The following is a 17,017-nucleotide window of genomic DNA, read 5'->3' as shown; positions in this document are numbered from 1 at the left end:
TCAGCGTTCAAAAAAGAGCCAGCCGGTCAGCGCGAACAACGGCACCAGCACCGCGCCGGACCAGCCCAGATACGCAAAAAAGCTCGGCATGCGCACACCGCGCGATTGCGCGATCGCCTTCACCATGAAGTTCGGCGCGTTGCCGATGTAGGTGTTCGCGCCCATGAACACGGCGCCGGCCGAAATCGCCGCGAGCGTGGTCGCGCCGGCGGTCATCAAGGTCTGCGCATCGCCGCCGGCCAGGTTGAAGAACACGAGGTAGGTCGGCGCGTTGTCGAGAAACGAAGATAGCAGGCCGGTCGCCCAGAAGTACATGATGTCGCGCGGCTCGCCTGACGGATCATTGACCAGATGGACGATGCCCGCGAACGCGCCGGCTTCTCCCGCGCGCAGGATCATGATGACCGGCACGATCGTCACGAAGATGCCGGCGAACAGTTTGGCGACTTCCTCGATCGGCGCCCACTTGAAGTCGTTGCCCGCGCGGGCCGCGCGCGGTGTCCACGCGAGCGATAGCAGCGTGACCACGATCAGCGCGGCGTCGCGCACGATGTTTTGCAACGCGACGTGCGTGCCGAGCACGTCGAATGTGATTTGCGGGCGCCACAGTCCGCTCATCAACACGAGCGCGATCACCGCGGCGAGCAGCACGAAATTGATCTTGCCGTCGATGCCGAGCGGCGCGCCGTCGGGCGTCGGATCGAGGAAAGCCGAACGCACTTCCTCGCGCTGGTGAAAGTAGTACGAGTCGAGTGCATAGAAAACGGCAAGTAGCATGCCGCTCACGAACAGCATCGGGAGCGCGAGATGCGTAGTGGTCCAGAAAAAGCTCACGCCTTCGAGAAAACCGAGGAACAGCGGCGGGTCGCCGAGCGGCGACAGCGAGCCACCGACGTTCGCGACGAGGAAGATGAAGAACACGACCACGTGGGTCACGTGGCGGCGATTGTCGTTTGCGCGCAGCAACGGGCGGATCAGCAGCATCGCCGCGCCGGTCGTACCCATCACGCTCGCGAGCGAGGTGCCGAGCGCGAGGATCGCGGTGTTCAGCCGCGGTGTGCCATGCAGGTTGCCGCGCACGCAGATGCCGCCCGCGACGGTATAGAGCGCGCTCAGCAGGATGATGAACGGGATGTACTCGTCGAGCATGGCATGCGCGAGCGCGCCGAGCGCCGCGCTCGCGCCGAAGCTCACGGCAAACGGCACGATGAACGCGAGCGCCCACGCCGCGGCGATCTTGCCGAAGTGGTGATGCCAGAGGGCTGGCGCGATCAGCGGAACGATCGCGATCGACAGCAGCACACCCGCGAAGGGCAAGCCCCACAACGCCGACAAGCGCGCGCCGTCGAGCGTCTCAGCCTGCACGGACGGCGAGCACAGCGCCAGCATCGACGCAACGGCGAGCCACCGGCCCGCCTGCGAATTCATGCCGATACAGGCCGCGCGACGGCTTGCAACCGCACGCACGACAGATAACGCGTGTGTCGCGTATGCGCTGGCACGCCGCCGCGCGACGCGTTCAAGCATCCTGCACGACGATCGCATGCACCCGGTAGGGGCCGTGCGCGCCCAGCACGATGGTCTGCTCGATGTCGCCGGTGCGCGATGGTCCCGACACGAAATTGACCGCGCGCGGCAGTTCGCCGCGTTCCTTGCGGATCAGGTCGAACGCCTCTTCATGACCCGCGACGATCCGCGAGCCCGGCACGATCGCGATGTGCGTCTCCGGCAGCAGCCCGGCCGACGCATACGTCTCGGGACCGGACAGCAACACGAGCGTGCCGGTCTCCGCGGTCGCGCAGAAACAGCCGGTGAGACCGACCACGTCATTGTCTTGCGGTTTGCGATATTCGACGGCGAGGCCGGCTGCGGCCCACGGCAGATCGCGCAGCGTTTGCCACGCGATGGCCTGCAACGGCAAACCGTGTTGCGTCAGATAGCGATGCGCGGCGGCGGGTACATCGGCGAAGGTTTGAACGGTGTCGACAGTACTCGCCATTTTCTGCGCTTCCTCGATGAAGCGCGCGCGCAGATCGGTGGGCATGTCCGGACGCGGGCCGGCCGGATGACGCGCGAGATAGTCCGCCGCGGCTTCGCGCTCGGCGGCGCTCGGTTCGGGCTCGCGCCCTTGCGCGGCGCGGATGCGCGCCAGGATGTTGCGGCGGGCAATCGATGTGTCCATGGGCGAAAATCCTCGTGTCGACGGCCGTGCGATATGGCGAGGATTATACCGGCCGCGCTCCGCGCGAACACCCTGGCCGAACGGCATATTGCCGCCAGTCGATAGCGCGGCGACACGGTTCGCCGTGCCCCCCCCCGAACGCGAGCAGATCATGGTCAGGCGATGAACCGAAAAGCAGTCCGCAAAGCGCGCTACCTGGTCGCCTCTTCTTCCGGCTGCGCGATGCCGAACACCTGGCGCAGATACGCGAGATACGCCTTGTCCTCGCACATGTTCTTGCCCGGCGAGTCCGACAATTTCGCGACCGGCTGACCGTTGCAACGAACCATCTTGATCACGATCTGCAGCGGGTTGTAGCCGAGGTCGTTGGTCAGATTGGTGCCCACGCCGAACGCGAGCTTGCAGCGGCCGCGGAAGCGCTCGTATAGCTGCAGCACCTTCGGGATGTCGAGCGCGTCGGAGAACACGAGCACCTTGGTGCGCGGGTCGCAACGATTCGCCTCGTAGTGTTTGAGCAGGCGCTCGCCCCAGTCGAATGGGTCGCCGGAATCGTGGCGAGCACCGTCGAACAGCTTGCAGAAGTACATGTCGAAGTCGCGCAGGAACGCCTGCATGCCGTACACGTCGGAGAGCGCGATCCCGAGGTCGCCGCGATATTCCTTCGCCCACATCTCGAAGCCGAAGATCTGCGAGTCGCGCAGCCGCGGACCGAGCGCCTGGCAAGCCTGCAGGTACTCGTGCGCCATCGTGCCGAGCGGTGTCAGGCTGTGCTTCATCGCGTAGAAGACGTTGCTCGTGCCGGCGAACTGCTCGCCGAGACCGTCCTTCAGCGTGAGGATCACTTCCTCGTGCCACTGCTTCGAGAAGCGGCGGCGCGTGCCGTAATCGGCGATCTTGCAGTCGGCGAACTCCGGACGAGCGCCGAGCAGTTGAATCTTGTCGAGCAGACGGCCACGGCCTACGTGATAGTCGGGCGTTTGCTGGGTGTTGCGGAAATAGACTTCGTTGACGATCGCGAGCACCGGAATTTCGAAGAGGATCGTATGCAGCCACGGCCCCTTGATGTCGATGTCGATTTCGCCATTGCCCTTCGGCGACGGCGTGATCGAAATGTACTTCTCGTTCAGATGGAACAACGCGAGGAACTCGATGAAGTCGCCCTTGATGAAGCGCATGCGGCGCAGGTAGTCGAGTTCGTCGTCGGTGAAACGCAGTTCGCAGAGCTTGCGCACTTCGTCGCGAATCTCGTCGATGTACGGCACCAGATCGACTTTCGGCGTGCGGCAGCGGAAGCGGTACTCCACGTTGGCGGCGGGGAAGTGATGCAACACCACCTGCATCATCGTGAACTTGTACAGATCGGTATCGAGCAGCGAAGTAATAATCATGATGGTACGAACTGGACCGCTGAAAAAACGAAAAGGGCTCACTGCACCCTTGCAACGGACGCGCTGAGCCGAGCGGCGCGCCAACCTGATGCATGTTACCCGAATGCGTCCGCATCCAGCGTGCCACCGGGCCTTCGCCGCCATTGCGCGGCCGCTCGAGGCACCCCATAAACTAATCACAAAAACATATAAGACGCACGGCCCGATGCTTTATGCGCCTGTTGACGTTACGTTACAATAGTTCTTTTGGCGTCCGCGCCCTCCCCGATTCCGCATGCAGGAGCTGCCTGAATGACTCACGTTGTGACCGAAAGCTGCATCAAGTGCCGCTATACCGACTGCGTCGATGTGTGCCCGGTGGACTGCTTTCGCGAAGGTCCCAACTTCCTCGCGATCGATCCCGATGAATGCATCGACTGCGCCGTGTGCGTGGCCGAGTGCCCGGTGAACGCCATCTATGCCGAAGAAGACGTGCCGGGCGACCAGCAGGACTTCATCGCGCTGAACGCCGACCTGGCGAAAGCGTGGCCGAGCATCACGAAGACCAAGGCACCGCTGCCGGAAGCCGAGGAATTCAAGGATGTGAAGGAAAAGCTCGCGCTGCTCACGCGCTGAGCGCGGCCGCCTGTCACCTGCCTTGGCCGTTCAGACTCAGTATCAGGATGAACGCCGAGGCATTGACAGACGTTTCAGCTGCCTCTACAATTTCGCTTCTCTGCTGTTGTTGTTCTGTTCCTCGATAGCTCAGTCGGTAGAGCGCCGGACTGTTAATCCGTAGGTCCCTGGTTCGAGCCCAGGTCGAGGAGCCAAGAATTGCAAAAGCCCGTTAATCAAGACGGGTTTTTTTATGTAGATCAAGTTGTACTGCTGTTCCTCGATAGCTCAGTCGGTAGAGCGCCGGACTGTTAATCCGTAGGTCCCTGGTTCGAGCCCAGGTCGAGGAGCCAAAAAATTTGAAAGGCCCGCACCCATGCGGGCCTTTTTGTTTTTGTGCCACGATGGACAGCCTCACGCGCGCCGCGCGCCGTTATACGATGGCGACTTCACGGCGCACGTTTCGCCCCGCTCTGGCGCCGGCCCACTCCAGACACTCAACCGGCACGCTCATGAAATCCACCTCGCTACGCATCGCGCTCGCGGCCGCCGGCACCCTGCTGCTTTCTTCGGCGCGGGGCGAAGAAATCGCCAGCGTCAATACGAATTTTCACGTTACCGGCTCCGACCGCGTGGTCGTGGAGGCCTATGACGATCCCATCGTGCAAGGCGTCACCTGCTACGTGTCGCGGGCGCGGACGGGCGGCATCAAAGGCACGCTCGGCATCGCCGAAGATCCGACCGAGGCGTCGATCGCGTGCCGCCAGGTCGGGGAGTTGCATTTCACCGGCCCCGTCAAGCAGAAGGACGACGTGTTCTCGGTCAGCATGTCGCTGATCTTCAAGTCGCTGCACGTGGTGCGCGTGGTCGACACGAAGCGCAACGCCCTGGTCTATCTGACCTACAGCGACCGCGTCGTCAGCGGCAGCGCGAAAAACAGCGTGAGCGCCGTGCCGATGCCCACTGGCACGACGATTCCGGTGAAGTAAGGGCAAGTCTCAGGACAAGTACCGGCAATTGACGGCACCAGCGGCACGCGGCGCGGCGCTGCACACCCGCCGCCGTCCCCGACAACGACGCGTTAAACTGACCGGTCCAGCCAGACTTTCGTCATGACCGCCACCCCTCGTTTCCGCGATTCCGCCCGCTACTGGCGCACGCCGCTACTGCCCGGCGCGGATCTGCTCACCGCCGAATATCACGATCACGAGTTCGCGCCGCATTGGCACGACGCCTACACGATCCCGGTGATCGTCGCGGGTGCGGAATGCTATCGGTATAGCGGCGAGCACCATGTCGCCGAAGCGGGCAGCGTGCCGGTCATCAACCCGGGCGAGTTGCATACGGGGTCGAAGGCGGTCGAGGCGGGCTGGCGGTATCGCGTGATGTATGCGCCGGTCGGGTTCCTCTGCGCGCTGGCCGACGAAGTCGCCGGCAAGCCGCAGGCCTTACCGTGGTTCGCGCCCGGCGTGATCCGCGATTCCGATCTCGCGACGCGGCTCGCGCACGCCCACCGTCTGCTCGAAGCCGGCGACGACGCGCTCGCCGCCGAAACCGCGATGCTCGACGCGCTGTCCACGTTGCTGGTCCGCTATGCGCGGACGCGCCCCGCCGCCGCTCGCGTCGTCACCGACGACAATCGCGTCGCACTGATGCAGGAGCGTCTGACCGGCGACCTCGTCGAACCGGTGACGCTCGCCGAGGTCGCGAAGGCAGCGGGTCTGTCGCCGTTCCACGCGGCGCGGCTATTCACCCAATCGACCGGCCTGCCGCCCCACGCGTGGCGCAATCAGGTGCGCCTGCAGCGCGCGCTCGCGCCGTTGCGCGCCGGCGTCCCGGTGACCGACGTCGCCGCCGCGAGCGGCTTCACCGATCAGAGCCATTTCACGCGGCATTTCCGACGCATGTTCGGCGTGCCGCCGGGCCAATGGCAAGGAACGCAGCGCGGTTCGTAACGCGATGCGGCACCGCCGGCGCCTGCACCGCGCGCCGTGAGCGTGCCGCCGCAATCCGTCAGCCCGTCATCAGCCATCCCCCGCTACACCGTTGCACCCCATCCGCAATCCGCCGCAAGAACGTACAAGTCCGAACGCCGGTCAGCCGCTATGCTTCCGACATCAAGGAGGCTTAGATTGACCGATTCCACCCAAGGCCAGCCCACCCGGGGCGGCCATCTCAAAGAATTCGCCGCCGGCGCGCGCGACATCATCCCGATGATGGTCGGCGCCGCGCCGTTCGGCGTCATTTTCGGCACGCTCGTGACCTCCAGCCCGCTGCATCTGTGGCACGGCCAGTTGATGTCGCTCGTCGTTTTCGCGGGCTCCGCGCAGTTCATCGCGCTCGGGCTGATCGCCGGGCATGCGAGCTTCGCCGTGATCTGGGCGACCACGCTCGTCGTCAATCTGCGTCACGTGCTGTATAGCGCGACGCTCGCACCGCACGTCGCGCATCTGCCGAAGCGCTGGCGTTGGGCGCTCGGCGCGCTGCTCACCGACGAAGTCTTCGCGGTCGCGTGGGAGCATTACCGGCATCGCGAGCCGGGCACGGTCGGCCCGTACTACTTCTGCGGCGCCGGCGTCGCGATGTATCTGAACTGGCAGCTATGGACCGTCGCCGGCCTGCTGTTCGGCGCGGCCTTCCCCGGCCTGCAGTCGCTCGGTCTCGACTTTGCGATGGTGGCGACGTTCATTGCGATCGTCGTGCCGCAACTGGTCGCGCTGCGCTATATCGCGGCGGCCGTCACCGCCGGCACGCTGGCGTTTTTCTGGCAGGCGTGGCCGTATAAGCTCGGCCTGCTCGGCGCGGTGTTCGCGGGAGTCGCGGTCGGCGTGCTGCTGTCGATGTCGCGTCTGAACCTGCGTGGCGCGCGCCGTCCCGTGGAGGCCACGCGATGAACTACGTCGTTCTGATCGTCGGCATGGCCGCGATTACGTGGTTGATCCGCGCGGCCGTGTTCGTGCTCGGCGACCGGCTCGTGTTCCCGCCGCTTCTGCGCGCCGCGCTTAGCTTCGTGCCGGTCACCGTGCTGACCGCGATCATCGTCCCGATGGCCGTGTCACCGCACGGCAACAACGCCGAGCTGAACTGGCGCAATCCGCAGCTGGTCGGCGCGCTCGCCGCGATCGTCGTTAGCGCGCTGACGCGCCGGCCGCTGCTGACGATCGCAGTCGGTCTAGGCGTGTTCTTCGTCTGGCAGTGCGTGGTGCTGAAGTAAGCGCGCCCTGTCTCTACGCTCATCGACTCATCAGCGGTCCGTCGACGCCTCGCCGCGTCGCGGGCCGCGCACTCCCGTTCAAGCGACTCCCAAGCGGGCCATTGCCCGAAGCTTCCCTCCAAAGCGTCCGCGCGTCGCCGGGCCGCCCTCAAGTTTCCCGCCACCCCGCCGATATGCAGTCGAGGTCCGCTCATCGGGAGTCGTCCCGCTGGTTACGCGGCAACAGGCTGGAATCAAGCGCGTCGGCAACCGGCGTCGCATCGCCTCGGTCCGCGCGCGGCCGGGCGATCTTGCGACGGAGCGCCGCGCGCAGCCGCATTAAACGGGATAACACATGGGTCAAATCACCCTGAAGCTCAAGGACGAGACCGTCGCGTCGCTGCGCAAGGACTTCGAGGCCTTTTTACGGGTCTCGCTGAAGCTCGATCCGCAGTTCGCGACGCCGTCGTTCGAGGATTTCTTACGCGCCAAGCTGCTCGACAACATGGTGCCGCTCACCGAGCACGCGGTACAGCGGATGCTGCAAGGCGGCCAGTACGCGTGGGCCAAACGCACGCTCGACAAGGAATTCCCGGACGTCGTGTCGATCCTGATGCGGCAGGCGGGCGAGTTCGGGTTCGGTTTCGCGGCGCGCTCGGAATGGACGCCCGAGGAGCTCACCAAGCAATGCCGCGACTGGGCCGCCGCAATCGTCAAGGAAGCGGAAGGCGACGCGACGCTGGTCGACCCCCTCGCCTCGCAGATCAAGAGCACCGTGCAGGACATTCAGGCACTCGAGGAAGTGATGCAGACGCCGGCATGGCGGCTCGTCGAATCGCTGCGCCAGCGCGTCTACGAGGCGAAGGTCGCGTGCGAGACGAGCGTGGGCAGCACCGCGCGCGAGAAGCTCGGCGAACTGCGTGGGCTGTTGCGGCTAGGCATTTCGCACGGCACGTTCCAGAAGCAGGAAGCGCAGCAGATCATGGAGTATCTGCGGCTCTTGAAGCCGGAGATTTTCGTCGAGGAGCCGTACGACGTGTTCTCGCGGCTCGCCGCATGGCTGCGCAATTTCTTCGTGCCGCCGCCTCCGGTCGCACAGCAACAGCAGCGGCAGTCGCGCTGAGCTTCCACTGACCCGCGCGGCGCACGTCCCTTCGGCGGATAAACGCGCCCCTGCCCGCGCGTCGATCCCAACGCGCGGTGCTAACCGCTCAATCCCACATCTTCCTGAGCTTCGTCGCGATCTCGATCTTCGCCTGCGCGGCCGCGGCGAGCCCAGCCGCGCTCGGCGCGCTCGCCACCGCAATGCGCGGCCATGCATAGGCGTCGAACAGCGGCAGCATCGGCGTGGCGATGAAGCGCGTGCGCGACGCCCACACATGGCGGTCGCCCAGATGCGTCTGGTTGTGCACGTAAAAGCGCTGCGGCACGACGATGTGCAGGTCTTCCTTCGCGCGCGTCATCGCCACGTAGAGCAGGCGCCGCTCCTCGTCGATTTCCTCGTCGCTGCCGGTGCCGAGATCAGAAGGAATGCAGCCGTCGACGCCGTTCAGCACGAACACGTTGCGCCACTCCTGACCCTTCGCCGAATGGATCGTCGACAGGATCAGGTAGTCCTCGTCGATCAGCGGCACGCCGGATTCGTCGCTGGTCGCGTCGGGCGGATCGAGCGTCAATTCGGTCAGGAAGCGTTCACGCGACGGATACGTACCCGCGATGCTTTCCATCTGCAGCAGGTCCGCGTGACGGATCGCGGCGTCCTCGTGATTGCGCTCCAGATGCGGCTCGTACCAGCGCCGCACCATCTCGAACTCGGCGGGCCACGGCGCTTGCCGGCCGTACGCGCTCGACATCAGCTTGGCGAACGGATGCCAGTCTTCCTGCGTGCGCGCGGGCGCCGCAAACGCGGCCAGCACACCGCCCGCGGTCGCGACCGGATCCCCTCCGTCCGCGCGCGCGACGATGTCGTCGAGCACCTTCGCCGCGGTGGCCGGGCCGACGCCCGGCAGCAGTTGCACGACGCGAAAGCCGGCGACGCGATCGCGCGGATTCTCGGCCCAGCGCAGCACGGCGAGCACGTCCTTCACATGCACCGAGTCGAGAAATTTGAGCCCGCCGAACTTGACGAATGGAATGTTGCGGCGCGTGAGCTCGATCTCGAGCGCGGCGCTGTGATGCGTGGCGCGAAACAATACCGCCTGCGACTTCAGCTTCACGCCCTGCTCGCGCGCCTCGAGCACCTGCTCGACGACGTAGCGAGCTTGCGCGGCATCGTCGGCGACCGTGACGAGGCGCGGGCGCTGCGCCGACGCCTTGTCGGTCCACAGATTCTTGGTGTAGCGCTCGCTCGCGAGTTCGATCACCGCGTTCGACGCGGCGAGAATCGGCTCGGTCGAGCGATAGTTGCGCTCGAGCGTGACCTGCCTGGCGGGCGGCTCGAACTGCGTGGGAAAGTCGAGGATATTGCGCACCGTCGCGCCGCGAAACGAATAGATCGACTGCGCGTCGTCGCCGACCACGGTCAGGCCGCGGCCGTCCGGCTTCATTGCGAGCAGGATCGACGCCTGCAGGCGGTTGGTGTCCTGGTATTCGTCGACCAGAACATGATCGAAACGCGCCGACAGATCGGCCGCGATGCTCGGCTCGGCGGCCATGTGCGACCAGTAGAGCAGCAGATCGTCGTAGTCGAGCACGCTCTGCTTCTGTTTGGCGTCGACGTATGCGGCGAACAGCCGGCGCAGATCGTCCTCCCACTCGCGACACCACGGAAACGCGCGGTCCAATACCTGGCCGAGCGATGCGCCGGTGTTGACGACACGCGAGTAGATCGCGAAGCAGGTGCCCTTCGCCGGAAAGCGCCGCTCCTTCGCGGACAGTCCAAGCTCGTGGCGCACGAGGTTCATCAGGTCGGCGGAGTCTTCGCGGTCGTTGATCGTGAACGCGGGCGCGAGGCCGATCAGATCCGCGTATTCGCGCAACAGCCGCGCGCCGACACTATGGAAGGTACCTGCCCACGTGAGCCCTTGCGCGAGCGCGGCGCGTGGGCCGACGGTAGCGGCCGCGGCGCCCGCGATGCGGGTCACGCGGCGGGTCATTTCGAGCGCCGCGCGGCGCGAGAAGGTCAACAGCAGGATGCGCTGCGGATCGGCACCCTTCACCACCAGATTGGCGACGCGGTGCGCAAGCGTGTTGGTCTTGCCGGAGCCGGCGCCCGCGATCACGAGCAGCGCGCCGGGCAGCGCATCTGGCGTGTCGGTCCCGTATTCGACGGCTTCGCGTTGGGCGTCGTTGAGCTTCGCTAGCCAGGCGGCGGTATCGAACGACGGAGCGGATTCGGCGACGGTGGACACTGATCGGTTTCGCGGGTTGGATGGATCTTCAGGATGCGACGCACACTGTATATCCATACAACCTCATGCGACAAGCGCCCCTTTTTTCGGGCGCCTATCCGCCGGTCTACGCCGCGCACTACTGTTTCTTCGCGTCCTTCAGGTTGGCAACAGCGCTGGCCTTGTCGGCGTCGGCCTGCGCGTCGGCTTTGGTCTTGTCCGCATTCGCCTGGACGAGCGCGGCTTTCTTGTCGGCCTTCGCCTGTGCTTTCGCGGCCTTTTTGTCCGCATGCGTGGGGGGCGCCGCGGCCGGGTCGGTCAAGCGACCGACGCCCGCGGCGCGCGAGTCTCGCAGACCCACGCGCCGCGGCATCCAGCAGGGCTTAGTGCTTGACGTCCGCGCCGTCGCCCTGCGCGGCAGCCTGCCCTTCCATGTTCATCTTCATTTCGTTATTGGCGGTCTGTTTGTCCGCCTTCTGGTTCAGCTTCGCGCCGCGCACCTGCTCCTTGTACTGGTCCTTCGCGGCCTTCTGCTCCGCCTTCAATTCCGCTTTCGAGGACTTCCTGGCCGCGCGATACTCGGCGTTGGCCTTCGCGTCGGCGTCGCGCTTCTGCACGAGCGGGTCGGTGGAGCCCGAAGCCGTCAAACGGGCCGGCGGCGGCGCCTCGACGCCTTGCGCGGCGGGTGCGCCCGGGACTTGCTGCATGCCTTGCGTCGAAGGCGGCACCTGCATGCGCTGGGCGCCAGCCGCGGACGGCGGCGCCATGCCGGCGGCGCCCTGGCTCTGGATCTGCGCCTGAGCGCCGATGCCTGCTGCCGGCTGCGCGGTCTGCGCAACGGCGGCCGTCGCGGCAAAAGCAGTGAGGGCGGTACCGATCAGGAGCGAACGAATCTGGGTCATGGCTATCCTCTCTGGAGTTGTTGTGACACGGGCGGACTCTCTGGCGTCGTGATGACGGAACGTCGCGCGCGCCTCGTCCGGTCTGTGCGTCGCTGGATGGGCGGCCGGGGAGCGATCCCGGAAGCCAGCGGGCTTTGCTGCTGAACTGCACTCTAGGAGTGAAATCCGTCCGGTGCGACCAGCGTTACGGAACGTTTCACTTTCCGACAACTGAATAACATCTACTTTCATTTGCTTGCGCGAAGGGCTCGCAGGATGGCCGCGCCGCTCCGGGTGCGCTTGCTTTATGATGCGAACCCCCAACGCGACCCCGTGCCCAAAGGTGCAAACGCCATGCCCAACCTCAATTTCACGCTGACCGGCGAATACGTCGAACTCCACAATCTGCTGAAGATCACGGGCCTCGCGGATAGTGGCGGCTCCGCGAAAATGATGGTCGCCGACGGCGCCGTGATGGTCGATGGCCGGGTCGAGACGCGTAAGACCTGCAAGATCCGCGCGGGCCAGGTCGTGCTGCTCGGCGATACGCGGATCGCGGTCCACGAAGGCTGACGGCAGTCCGGAAAATCGCAGGACGGCACGCACCAGAATTGTGCGTCGTCCATCGACAGCGGCCGGGGGAGGCAATAAGCTGTCGGTTTCGACAGGTAAACGACGGACCGCGCCACGGGCGAGGAGTCGGCTGACCGGCTCGGCGCCGCGTCGCGTTTTTTCCCGCCCGCTGCCCGGCCGCTCCAACGCCCGTCGGAGCGCGCGGCGAGATGCAATGCGGCGCCGCTTGCGCCCGCCTTTCGCTGTTACCACCGCTATTGCCGCCGCTGTTGCCACCGCTCTTACCACTTTTCGCCGTCAGACATTCGATGACTCAACCCAGCTTCGCCCGCGCGGCCAGCCGGCCGCCGACCCTATCCCGCCACGCGGCCGACACCGCGCGGCTCGCCGCGCCGCTCGCGATCGCGCAACTGTCGCAAATGGCGATGAGCGTCACCGACACGATCCTGCTCGGCTCGCTCGGCCCCGATGCGCTCGCCGCCGGCGGCCTCGGCGCGAACCTCTTTTTCGTCGTCGTCACGCTGCTGCAGGGCGTGCTGACCTCGGTCAGCGTCAGCGTCGCGCACGCGCGCGGCGCGCAGGACGACAGCCGGGTGCCGCATATTTACTGGACCGGTTTCGTGCTGTCGGTGCTGCTGTCGGTGCCGGCGTTCATCCTGCTGTCGTTCGCGTCGAGGATCCTGCTCGCGGTCGGCGAGCCGGGCCTGCTCGCGCACAACGTCGGCCGATACGCGGCGGTGTTGCGCTGGGGCGCACCCGCGAGCCTGATCGGCGTCGGCCTGATGCGCTCGTTTCTGCCGGCGATCGGCGCGGCACGGCGCCTGTTGTGGGTGTCGATCGCGAGCGTCGGCGTGAACGGCTTCCTGAACTACGGGCTCATCCACGGCGCGTACGGGCTGCCGCGGCTGGGTTTTCTCGGCTCGGCGGCCGCGACCACGATCACCGTGTGGCTGACCGCGCTCGTGCTGATGGCGCTGCTGCATCTGCGGCCGCGCTTCCGCCATTTCGTCGTCGCGACGCGGCCGAAGCTGCCGTTGATGGGCGAATTGTTCGGCATCGGCTGGCCGGTCGCGATCACCTACGGCGTCGAGTCGACGCTGTTCCTCGCCACTGGCCTGATGGTCGGCCTGCTCGGCGAATCGCAACTGGCCGCGCATCAGATCGCGCTGAACGTCGCGTCGGTCGCGTTCATGGTGCCGCTGTCGATCGGCCAGGCGGCCAACGTGCGGGTCGGCTACTGGGCCGGCGCCGGTCAGCCGCTCGCCGCGCGCCACGCGGGCTTCGTCGCGCTCGCCCTCGGCGTCGGCTTCATGTCGATGTCGGGCCTCGTGCTGATCACCGCGCCGCACTGGATCGTCGGGCTGTATCTGCATCTGGACGACCCGGCCAACGCGCCGACCATCGCGCTCGCCAGTTCGCTGCTCGGCGTGGCGGCGATTTTCCAGATCGTCGACGGGATGCAGGCGGTGGGCTCCGGTTGTCTGCGCGGCCTGAAGGACACGCGCGTGCCGATGATCGCCGCCGCGTTCGGCTACTGGGTGATCGGTTTTCCGACCGGCTATCTGCTCGCGTTTCACGCCGGCCTCGGCGCGCGCGGCTTGTGGTGGGGGCTCGCCGCAGGTCTCGCGAGCGTCGCGCTGCTGATGACGCTGCGTTTTCACAGGCTGAGCCGGCGGCAGGCGCCGACGGCGGCATCTGCCACGCCGCCCGCGCGCTCGGTTCGAGCAAGGTAGCCGTACGCTCCACTCCTGAAGCACTCCCTGTAAAAGGTAAAATGGCCGCCGCGGCCCGCGAGCGCCAACCCGCGCTCACGCGCCACGAACCGCACGACGGCGCGCCTCACGAAGGCAGGCGCCGGACTGGCGCCGCTCGCGCACTCACCATTGCCCGCTTCGCGTGCGGCTTCAATTGGCCGCCCGTTTTTGCCGCGCTTTCGCCACGGCGCTTGGCCGTAGCCGCCTCACCCGCTTTGGCGCGGCAAACGCCGCAACGCCAGCCGACACCCGGCCGCGCCGCAGCCCCCGCTTTCCCGCGATACAACATAACCAGGGACCACCCGCCATGCTTGCCCGCGTCACCCGCCTATTCCCGCTCTGGGCCGTGCTCGTCTCGGTCGCCGCGTACTTCTCGCCGGCCTCGTTTTCCGGCGTTGCGCCGCACGTCACCACGCTCCTCACGATCATCATGCTGGCGATGGGCGTCACGCTGTCGGCCGGCGATTTCCTGCGCGTGTTTTCGCGGCCCGCGCCGGTGATCGCCGGCATCGTGCTGCACTACCTCGTGATGCCGCTCGCCGCGTGGGTCATCGCCAGGGCGCTGCGCATGCCGCCCGACCTGACCGCCGGCATGGTGCTGGTCGGCAGCGTCGCGAGCGGCACCGCGTCGAACGTGATGATTTATCTCGCGCGCGGCGACGTCGCGCTGTCGGTGACGATCAGCGCGCTGTCGACGCTCGTCGGCGTGTTCGCGACCCCGCTGCTCACGCGCCTTTACGTCGACGCGTCGATCGTCGTCGACGTGCACGGCATGCTGATGAGCATCCTGCAGATAGTCGCGCTGCCGATCGTCGTCGGTCTCGTCGTCAATCATCTGTTCGGCAAGCTCGTGCGCAAGATCGAACCGATCCTGCCGCTCGTGTCGATGGTCGCGATCGTGCTGATCATCGGCGCGGTGGTGGGCGGCACGCAGAAGAGCATCGCGTCGGTGGGCCTCGTCGTGATGGTCGGCGTCATCCTGCACAACGGCATCGGCCTGCTCGGCGGCTACTGGGGCGGCCGTCTGCTCGGTTTCGACGAAGCCGTCTGCCGTACGCTCGCGATCGAAGTGGGCATGCAGAACTCCGGTCTCGCCGCGACGCTCGGCAAGCTCTACTTCACGCCGCTCGCCGCCCTGCCGGGTGCGCTGTTCTCGGTCTGGCACAACCTGTCGGGCTCGCTGCTCGCGGGAGTGTGGGCGGGTCGCCCGGCGACAGGCTCGACCCATCCCGACGGCGAGCGCGCGCTGCACGCCGGGCGCGTCTGATAGAGCGGCGGCGCGCCGCGGTTCGCATCAGGTGATGGATCACCGAACCGCGGCGCCCTCCGACCGACGCGCGGCACTCTGCTGCGTTTGCAGACGAACGACGAACACGCGCCCCAATTCCCTTAGAATGGTTTTCTCGACAGCGTGCGCAGGCCTTCGCTGTCGCCACGCGAAAAGCTTGCAAAACAAGGGGAAAACAGCGTGCAGGGCCAATTCGAACAACATCGGCGGGCCGCGCGCCGCCACTCGATAGTCAGCACGACGAGGCAATTTTTCCTGCTCTGTTGCGCGGCGGCATGTGTGACCGCCTGCGCGACGAAGCCGCCCGCCACCGCGTTCGACCCCCAGCTCACGCACGCACTCCCCGCCACCGCGGATACGCCGCTGCGCGAAGCGCTCGCGCCGGTCGAGGCGAAGCATCCGGAGCAGTCGGGCTTTCGCGTGCTGGCGAACGGCACCGACGCGCTGCAGATGCGCATCGCGCTCGCGCGCGCGGCGACCAAAACCCTCGACATGCAGTACTACATTGCCAACGAGGACACCACCGGCAAGCTGCTGCTCGGCGCCGCGCTGTATGCGGCCGATCACGGCGTGCGCGTGCGCATGCTGGTCGACGATCTGAACTTCAAGGACATCGACCGCATCATGGCGGGGCTGAACTCGCACGACAACATCGAGATTCGCGTCTTCAATCCGTTCGGCAGCGCCCAGCAAGGCATGTTCGAGCGCACCACGAACGTATTCACGCAGATCGGCCACTTCACGCGCCGCATGCACAACAAGGCGATGATCGCGGACAACCAGCTCGCGATCGTCGGCGGGCGCAATCTTGGCGACGAGTACTTCAGCGCCAGCGAAACGCTGCAGTTCCGCGACATGGACGTGCTCGCGGCGGGCCCGATCGTCGCCGACGTCTCAGCGAGTTTCGACGACTACTGGAACAGCGACCTCGCCTATCCGCTGCGTGCGCTGAACAGGCAGAAATTCGACCAGAAAGAACTCGAACAGACGCGCGACGACCTGCGCCACCACTGGCGCACCAATGCCGATCCGTACAACGCGAAACCGCTGAACGCGACGCCGCTCGCCGCGCAGATTACGAGCGAGCAGCTCGGCCTCACGTGGGCGGGTGCGGAATTCAGGGCGGACCTGCCGGAGAAGATCGCGCATCCGTCGCCGGACTACGTGAGCCCGCCTCTCGCGCGGCTGCGCGAACTGATGCGCGACGCGCAGCACGACTTCCTGATCGTGTCGCCCTACTTCGTGCCGCACGCGTCGGGCGTGCAGGCGGCCGGCGAGCTCACGCGCCGCGGCATCCGCATCGCAGTGCTGACCAACTCGCTCGCGGCTACCGACGCGGTCGCCGTGCAGGCCGGCTACAGCCCGTTCCGGGTGCCGCTGCTAAAGGCAGGCGTCGAACTGTACGAATTCAGGTCATACCAGGAGACGCCGAACGTGGGGCTGGTCGGCTCGCGTTCGCGCGCGAGTTTGCATGCGAAGACTTATGTGATCGACCACCAGATTCTCGTCATCGGCTCGATGAACCTCGACCCGCGCTCGGCCAATCTGAACACCGAGCTCGCACTCGTGATCCACAGCCCCGAACTCGCGAATCAGGTCGCCGGCATCTTCGAGCGTGCCATCCAGCCCGATCACAGCTACCACGTGACGCTCGCCGACGCGGCCCAGCTCGCCTATCTGCGCTCGATCGGCGCGCCCCTGTCGCCGCTCGTCTGGACCGACGTCGAGAACGGCCAGACACGCACCTACATTTTCGATCCGCAGGCCGGTTTTTACCGGAATGCGCTAACGGGTCTATTCTCGTTATTGCCTGTCAACTCGGAACTTTGAGAAGC

General features: G+C 66.1%; 16 protein-coding genes and 2 tRNA genes. 12 read left to right on the top strand and 6 right to left on the bottom strand.

Going from position 1 to position 17,017, the window contains the following annotated elements:
• The 3 genes from OKW30_RS04825 to pncB form a co-directional block, all read right to left on the bottom strand.
• Window positions 1–1,389, bottom strand: a complete 1,389-nt coding sequence (locus OKW30_RS04825) for a sodium:proton antiporter (protein ID WP_260336685.1) — start codon at window positions 1,387–1,389, stop codon at window positions 1–3.
• A 130-nt stretch (window positions 1,390–1,519) separates the two neighbouring features.
• Window positions 1,520–2,182: a LutC/YkgG family protein gene (locus OKW30_RS04820; RefSeq protein WP_184073768.1), complete on the bottom strand. Its 663-nt coding sequence runs from the start codon at window positions 2,180–2,182 to the stop codon at window positions 1,520–1,522.
• Window positions 2,183–2,373: 191 nt separating this feature from the next.
• Entirely contained in the window at window positions 2,374–3,570 is a 1,197-nt protein-coding gene (gene pncB / locus OKW30_RS04815) for a nicotinate phosphoribosyltransferase (RefSeq protein WP_187627963.1), read from the bottom strand.
• A 291-nt stretch (window positions 3,571–3,861) separates the two neighbouring features.
• On the opposite strand from pncB, the gene fdxA reads away from it, so the two are divergent.
• From fdxA to OKW30_RS04775, 8 genes are all read left to right on the top strand, one after another.
• Window positions 3,862–4,185, top strand: a complete 324-nt coding sequence (fdxA, locus tag OKW30_RS04810) for a ferredoxin FdxA (protein WP_184027901.1) — start codon at window positions 3,862–3,864, stop codon at window positions 4,183–4,185.
• Between the two features lie 118 nt (window positions 4,186–4,303).
• Window positions 4,304–4,379: transfer RNA gene (locus OKW30_RS04805), tRNA-Asn, on the top strand.
• A gap of 62 nt (window positions 4,380–4,441) precedes the next feature.
• Window positions 4,442–4,517 (top strand) — tRNA-Asn (locus tag OKW30_RS04800).
• 159 nt (window positions 4,518–4,676) lie between these two features.
• The gene (locus OKW30_RS04795) at window positions 4,677–5,153 is read left to right on the top strand and encodes a CreA family protein (protein ID WP_184027898.1); all 477 of its coding nucleotides are present in this window, start codon (window positions 4,677–4,679) and stop codon (window positions 5,151–5,153) included.
• A 123-nt stretch (window positions 5,154–5,276) separates the two neighbouring features.
• Window positions 5,277–6,119, top strand: a complete 843-nt coding sequence (locus tag OKW30_RS04790; protein ID WP_429346137.1) for an AraC family transcriptional regulator — start codon at window positions 5,277–5,279, stop codon at window positions 6,117–6,119.
• A 177-nt stretch (window positions 6,120–6,296) separates the two neighbouring features.
• Window positions 6,297–7,058, top strand: coding sequence for an AzlC family ABC transporter permease (locus OKW30_RS04785; RefSeq protein WP_429346136.1), 762 nt, complete (start codon window positions 6,297–6,299; stop codon window positions 7,056–7,058).
• Complete coding sequence (locus tag OKW30_RS04780; protein ID WP_184073774.1) at window positions 7,055–7,378, top strand: AzlD domain-containing protein; 324 nt, start codon at window positions 7,055–7,057, stop codon at window positions 7,376–7,378. The genes OKW30_RS04785 and OKW30_RS04780 overlap by 4 nt, the downstream gene beginning before the upstream one ends.
• Window positions 7,379–7,712: 334 nt before the next feature.
• On the top strand, window positions 7,713–8,480 hold the full coding sequence (locus OKW30_RS04775; RefSeq protein WP_090801217.1) for a DUF4088 family protein: 768 nt from the start codon (window positions 7,713–7,715) through the stop codon (window positions 8,478–8,480).
• A gap of 88 nt (window positions 8,481–8,568) precedes the next feature.
• Here the strand turns inward: OKW30_RS04775 and OKW30_RS04770 are convergent, their stop codons facing one another.
• The 3 genes from OKW30_RS04770 to OKW30_RS04760 form a co-directional block, all read right to left on the bottom strand.
• Window positions 8,569–10,764 carry an ATP-dependent helicase gene (locus tag OKW30_RS04770; protein ID WP_429346135.1) on the bottom strand — a complete coding sequence of 732 codons (2,196 nt, stop codon included), beginning with the start codon at window positions 10,762–10,764 and terminating at the stop codon, window positions 8,569–8,571.
• Window positions 10,765–10,825: 61 nt separating this feature from the next.
• Window positions 10,826–11,047 carry a hypothetical protein gene (locus OKW30_RS04765; RefSeq protein ID WP_429346134.1) on the bottom strand — a complete coding sequence of 74 codons (222 nt, stop codon included), beginning with the start codon at window positions 11,045–11,047 and terminating at the stop codon, window positions 10,826–10,828.
• A 22-nt stretch (window positions 11,048–11,069) separates the two neighbouring features.
• On the bottom strand, window positions 11,070–11,588 hold the full coding sequence (locus tag OKW30_RS04760) for a hypothetical protein (RefSeq protein WP_184027875.1): 519 nt from the start codon (window positions 11,586–11,588) through the stop codon (window positions 11,070–11,072).
• 333 nt (window positions 11,589–11,921) lie between these two features.
• Between OKW30_RS04760 and OKW30_RS04755 the strand changes: the two genes are divergently transcribed.
• The 4 genes from OKW30_RS04755 to OKW30_RS04740 all read left to right on the top strand — a co-directional run bounded on the left by OKW30_RS04755 (window position 11,922) and on the right by OKW30_RS04740 (window position 17,012).
• The gene (locus OKW30_RS04755; RefSeq protein WP_013090085.1) at window positions 11,922–12,140 is read left to right on the top strand and encodes an RNA-binding S4 domain-containing protein; all 219 of its coding nucleotides are present in this window, start codon (window positions 11,922–11,924) and stop codon (window positions 12,138–12,140) included.
• 308 nt (window positions 12,141–12,448) lie between these two features.
• Complete coding sequence (locus OKW30_RS04750) at window positions 12,449–13,873, top strand: MATE family efflux transporter (RefSeq protein ID WP_429346133.1); 1,425 nt, start codon at window positions 12,449–12,451, stop codon at window positions 13,871–13,873.
• Between the two features lie 328 nt (window positions 13,874–14,201).
• Complete coding sequence (panS, locus tag OKW30_RS04745) at window positions 14,202–15,161, top strand: ketopantoate/pantoate/pantothenate transporter PanS (protein ID WP_429346132.1); 960 nt, start codon at window positions 14,202–14,204, stop codon at window positions 15,159–15,161.
• Window positions 15,162–15,410: 249 nt separating this feature from the next.
• Complete coding sequence (locus OKW30_RS04740; protein WP_429347725.1) at window positions 15,411–17,012, top strand: phospholipase D family protein; 1,602 nt, start codon at window positions 15,411–15,413, stop codon at window positions 17,010–17,012.
• Window positions 17,013–17,017: the final 5 nt, after the last annotated feature.

This window comes from Paraburkholderia sp. Clong3 (genome assembly GCF_050436485.1).
GTDB classification, from domain to species: Bacteria; Pseudomonadota; Gammaproteobacteria; order Burkholderiales; family Burkholderiaceae; genus Paraburkholderia; species Paraburkholderia tuberum.
This window is presented reverse-complemented; position numbering and strand designations above follow the sequence as displayed.

What these genes read in the sequence shown, in the direction of transcription:
- OKW30_RS04750 (WP_429346133.1), top strand. Translation starts at nt 12,449, where the DNA reads ATGACTCAACCCAGCTTCGCCCGCGCGGCCAGCCGGCCGCCGACCCTA.
- pncB (WP_187627963.1), bottom strand. Translation starts at nt 3,570, where the DNA reads ATGATTATTACTTCGCTGCTCGATACCGATCTGTACAAGTTCACGATG.
- OKW30_RS04780 (WP_184073774.1), top strand. Translation starts at nt 7,055, where the DNA reads ATGAACTACGTCGTTCTGATCGTCGGCATGGCCGCGATTACGTGGTTG.
- OKW30_RS04755 (WP_013090085.1), top strand. Translation starts at nt 11,922, where the DNA reads ATGCCCAACCTCAATTTCACGCTGACCGGCGAATACGTCGAACTCCAC.
- fdxA (WP_184027901.1), top strand. Translation starts at nt 3,862, where the DNA reads ATGACTCACGTTGTGACCGAAAGCTGCATCAAGTGCCGCTATACCGAC.
- OKW30_RS04795 (WP_184027898.1), top strand. Translation starts at nt 4,677, where the DNA reads ATGAAATCCACCTCGCTACGCATCGCGCTCGCGGCCGCCGGCACCCTG.
- OKW30_RS04775 (WP_090801217.1), top strand. Translation starts at nt 7,713, where the DNA reads ATGGGTCAAATCACCCTGAAGCTCAAGGACGAGACCGTCGCGTCGCTG.
- OKW30_RS04820 (WP_184073768.1), bottom strand. Translation starts at nt 2,182, where the DNA reads ATGGACACATCGATTGCCCGCCGCAACATCCTGGCGCGCATCCGCGCC.
- OKW30_RS04770 (WP_429346135.1), bottom strand. Translation starts at nt 10,764, where the DNA reads ATGGATATACAGTGTGCGTCGCATCCTGAAGATCCATCCAACCCGCGA.
- panS (WP_429346132.1), top strand. Translation starts at nt 14,202, where the DNA reads ATGCTTGCCCGCGTCACCCGCCTATTCCCGCTCTGGGCCGTGCTCGTC.
- OKW30_RS04790 (WP_429346137.1), top strand. Translation starts at nt 5,277, where the DNA reads ATGACCGCCACCCCTCGTTTCCGCGATTCCGCCCGCTACTGGCGCACG.
- OKW30_RS04760 (WP_184027875.1), bottom strand. Translation starts at nt 11,588, where the DNA reads ATGACCCAGATTCGTTCGCTCCTGATCGGTACCGCCCTCACTGCTTTT.
- OKW30_RS04825 (WP_260336685.1), bottom strand. Translation starts at nt 1,389, where the DNA reads ATGCTGGCGCTGTGCTCGCCGTCCGTGCAGGCTGAGACGCTCGACGGC.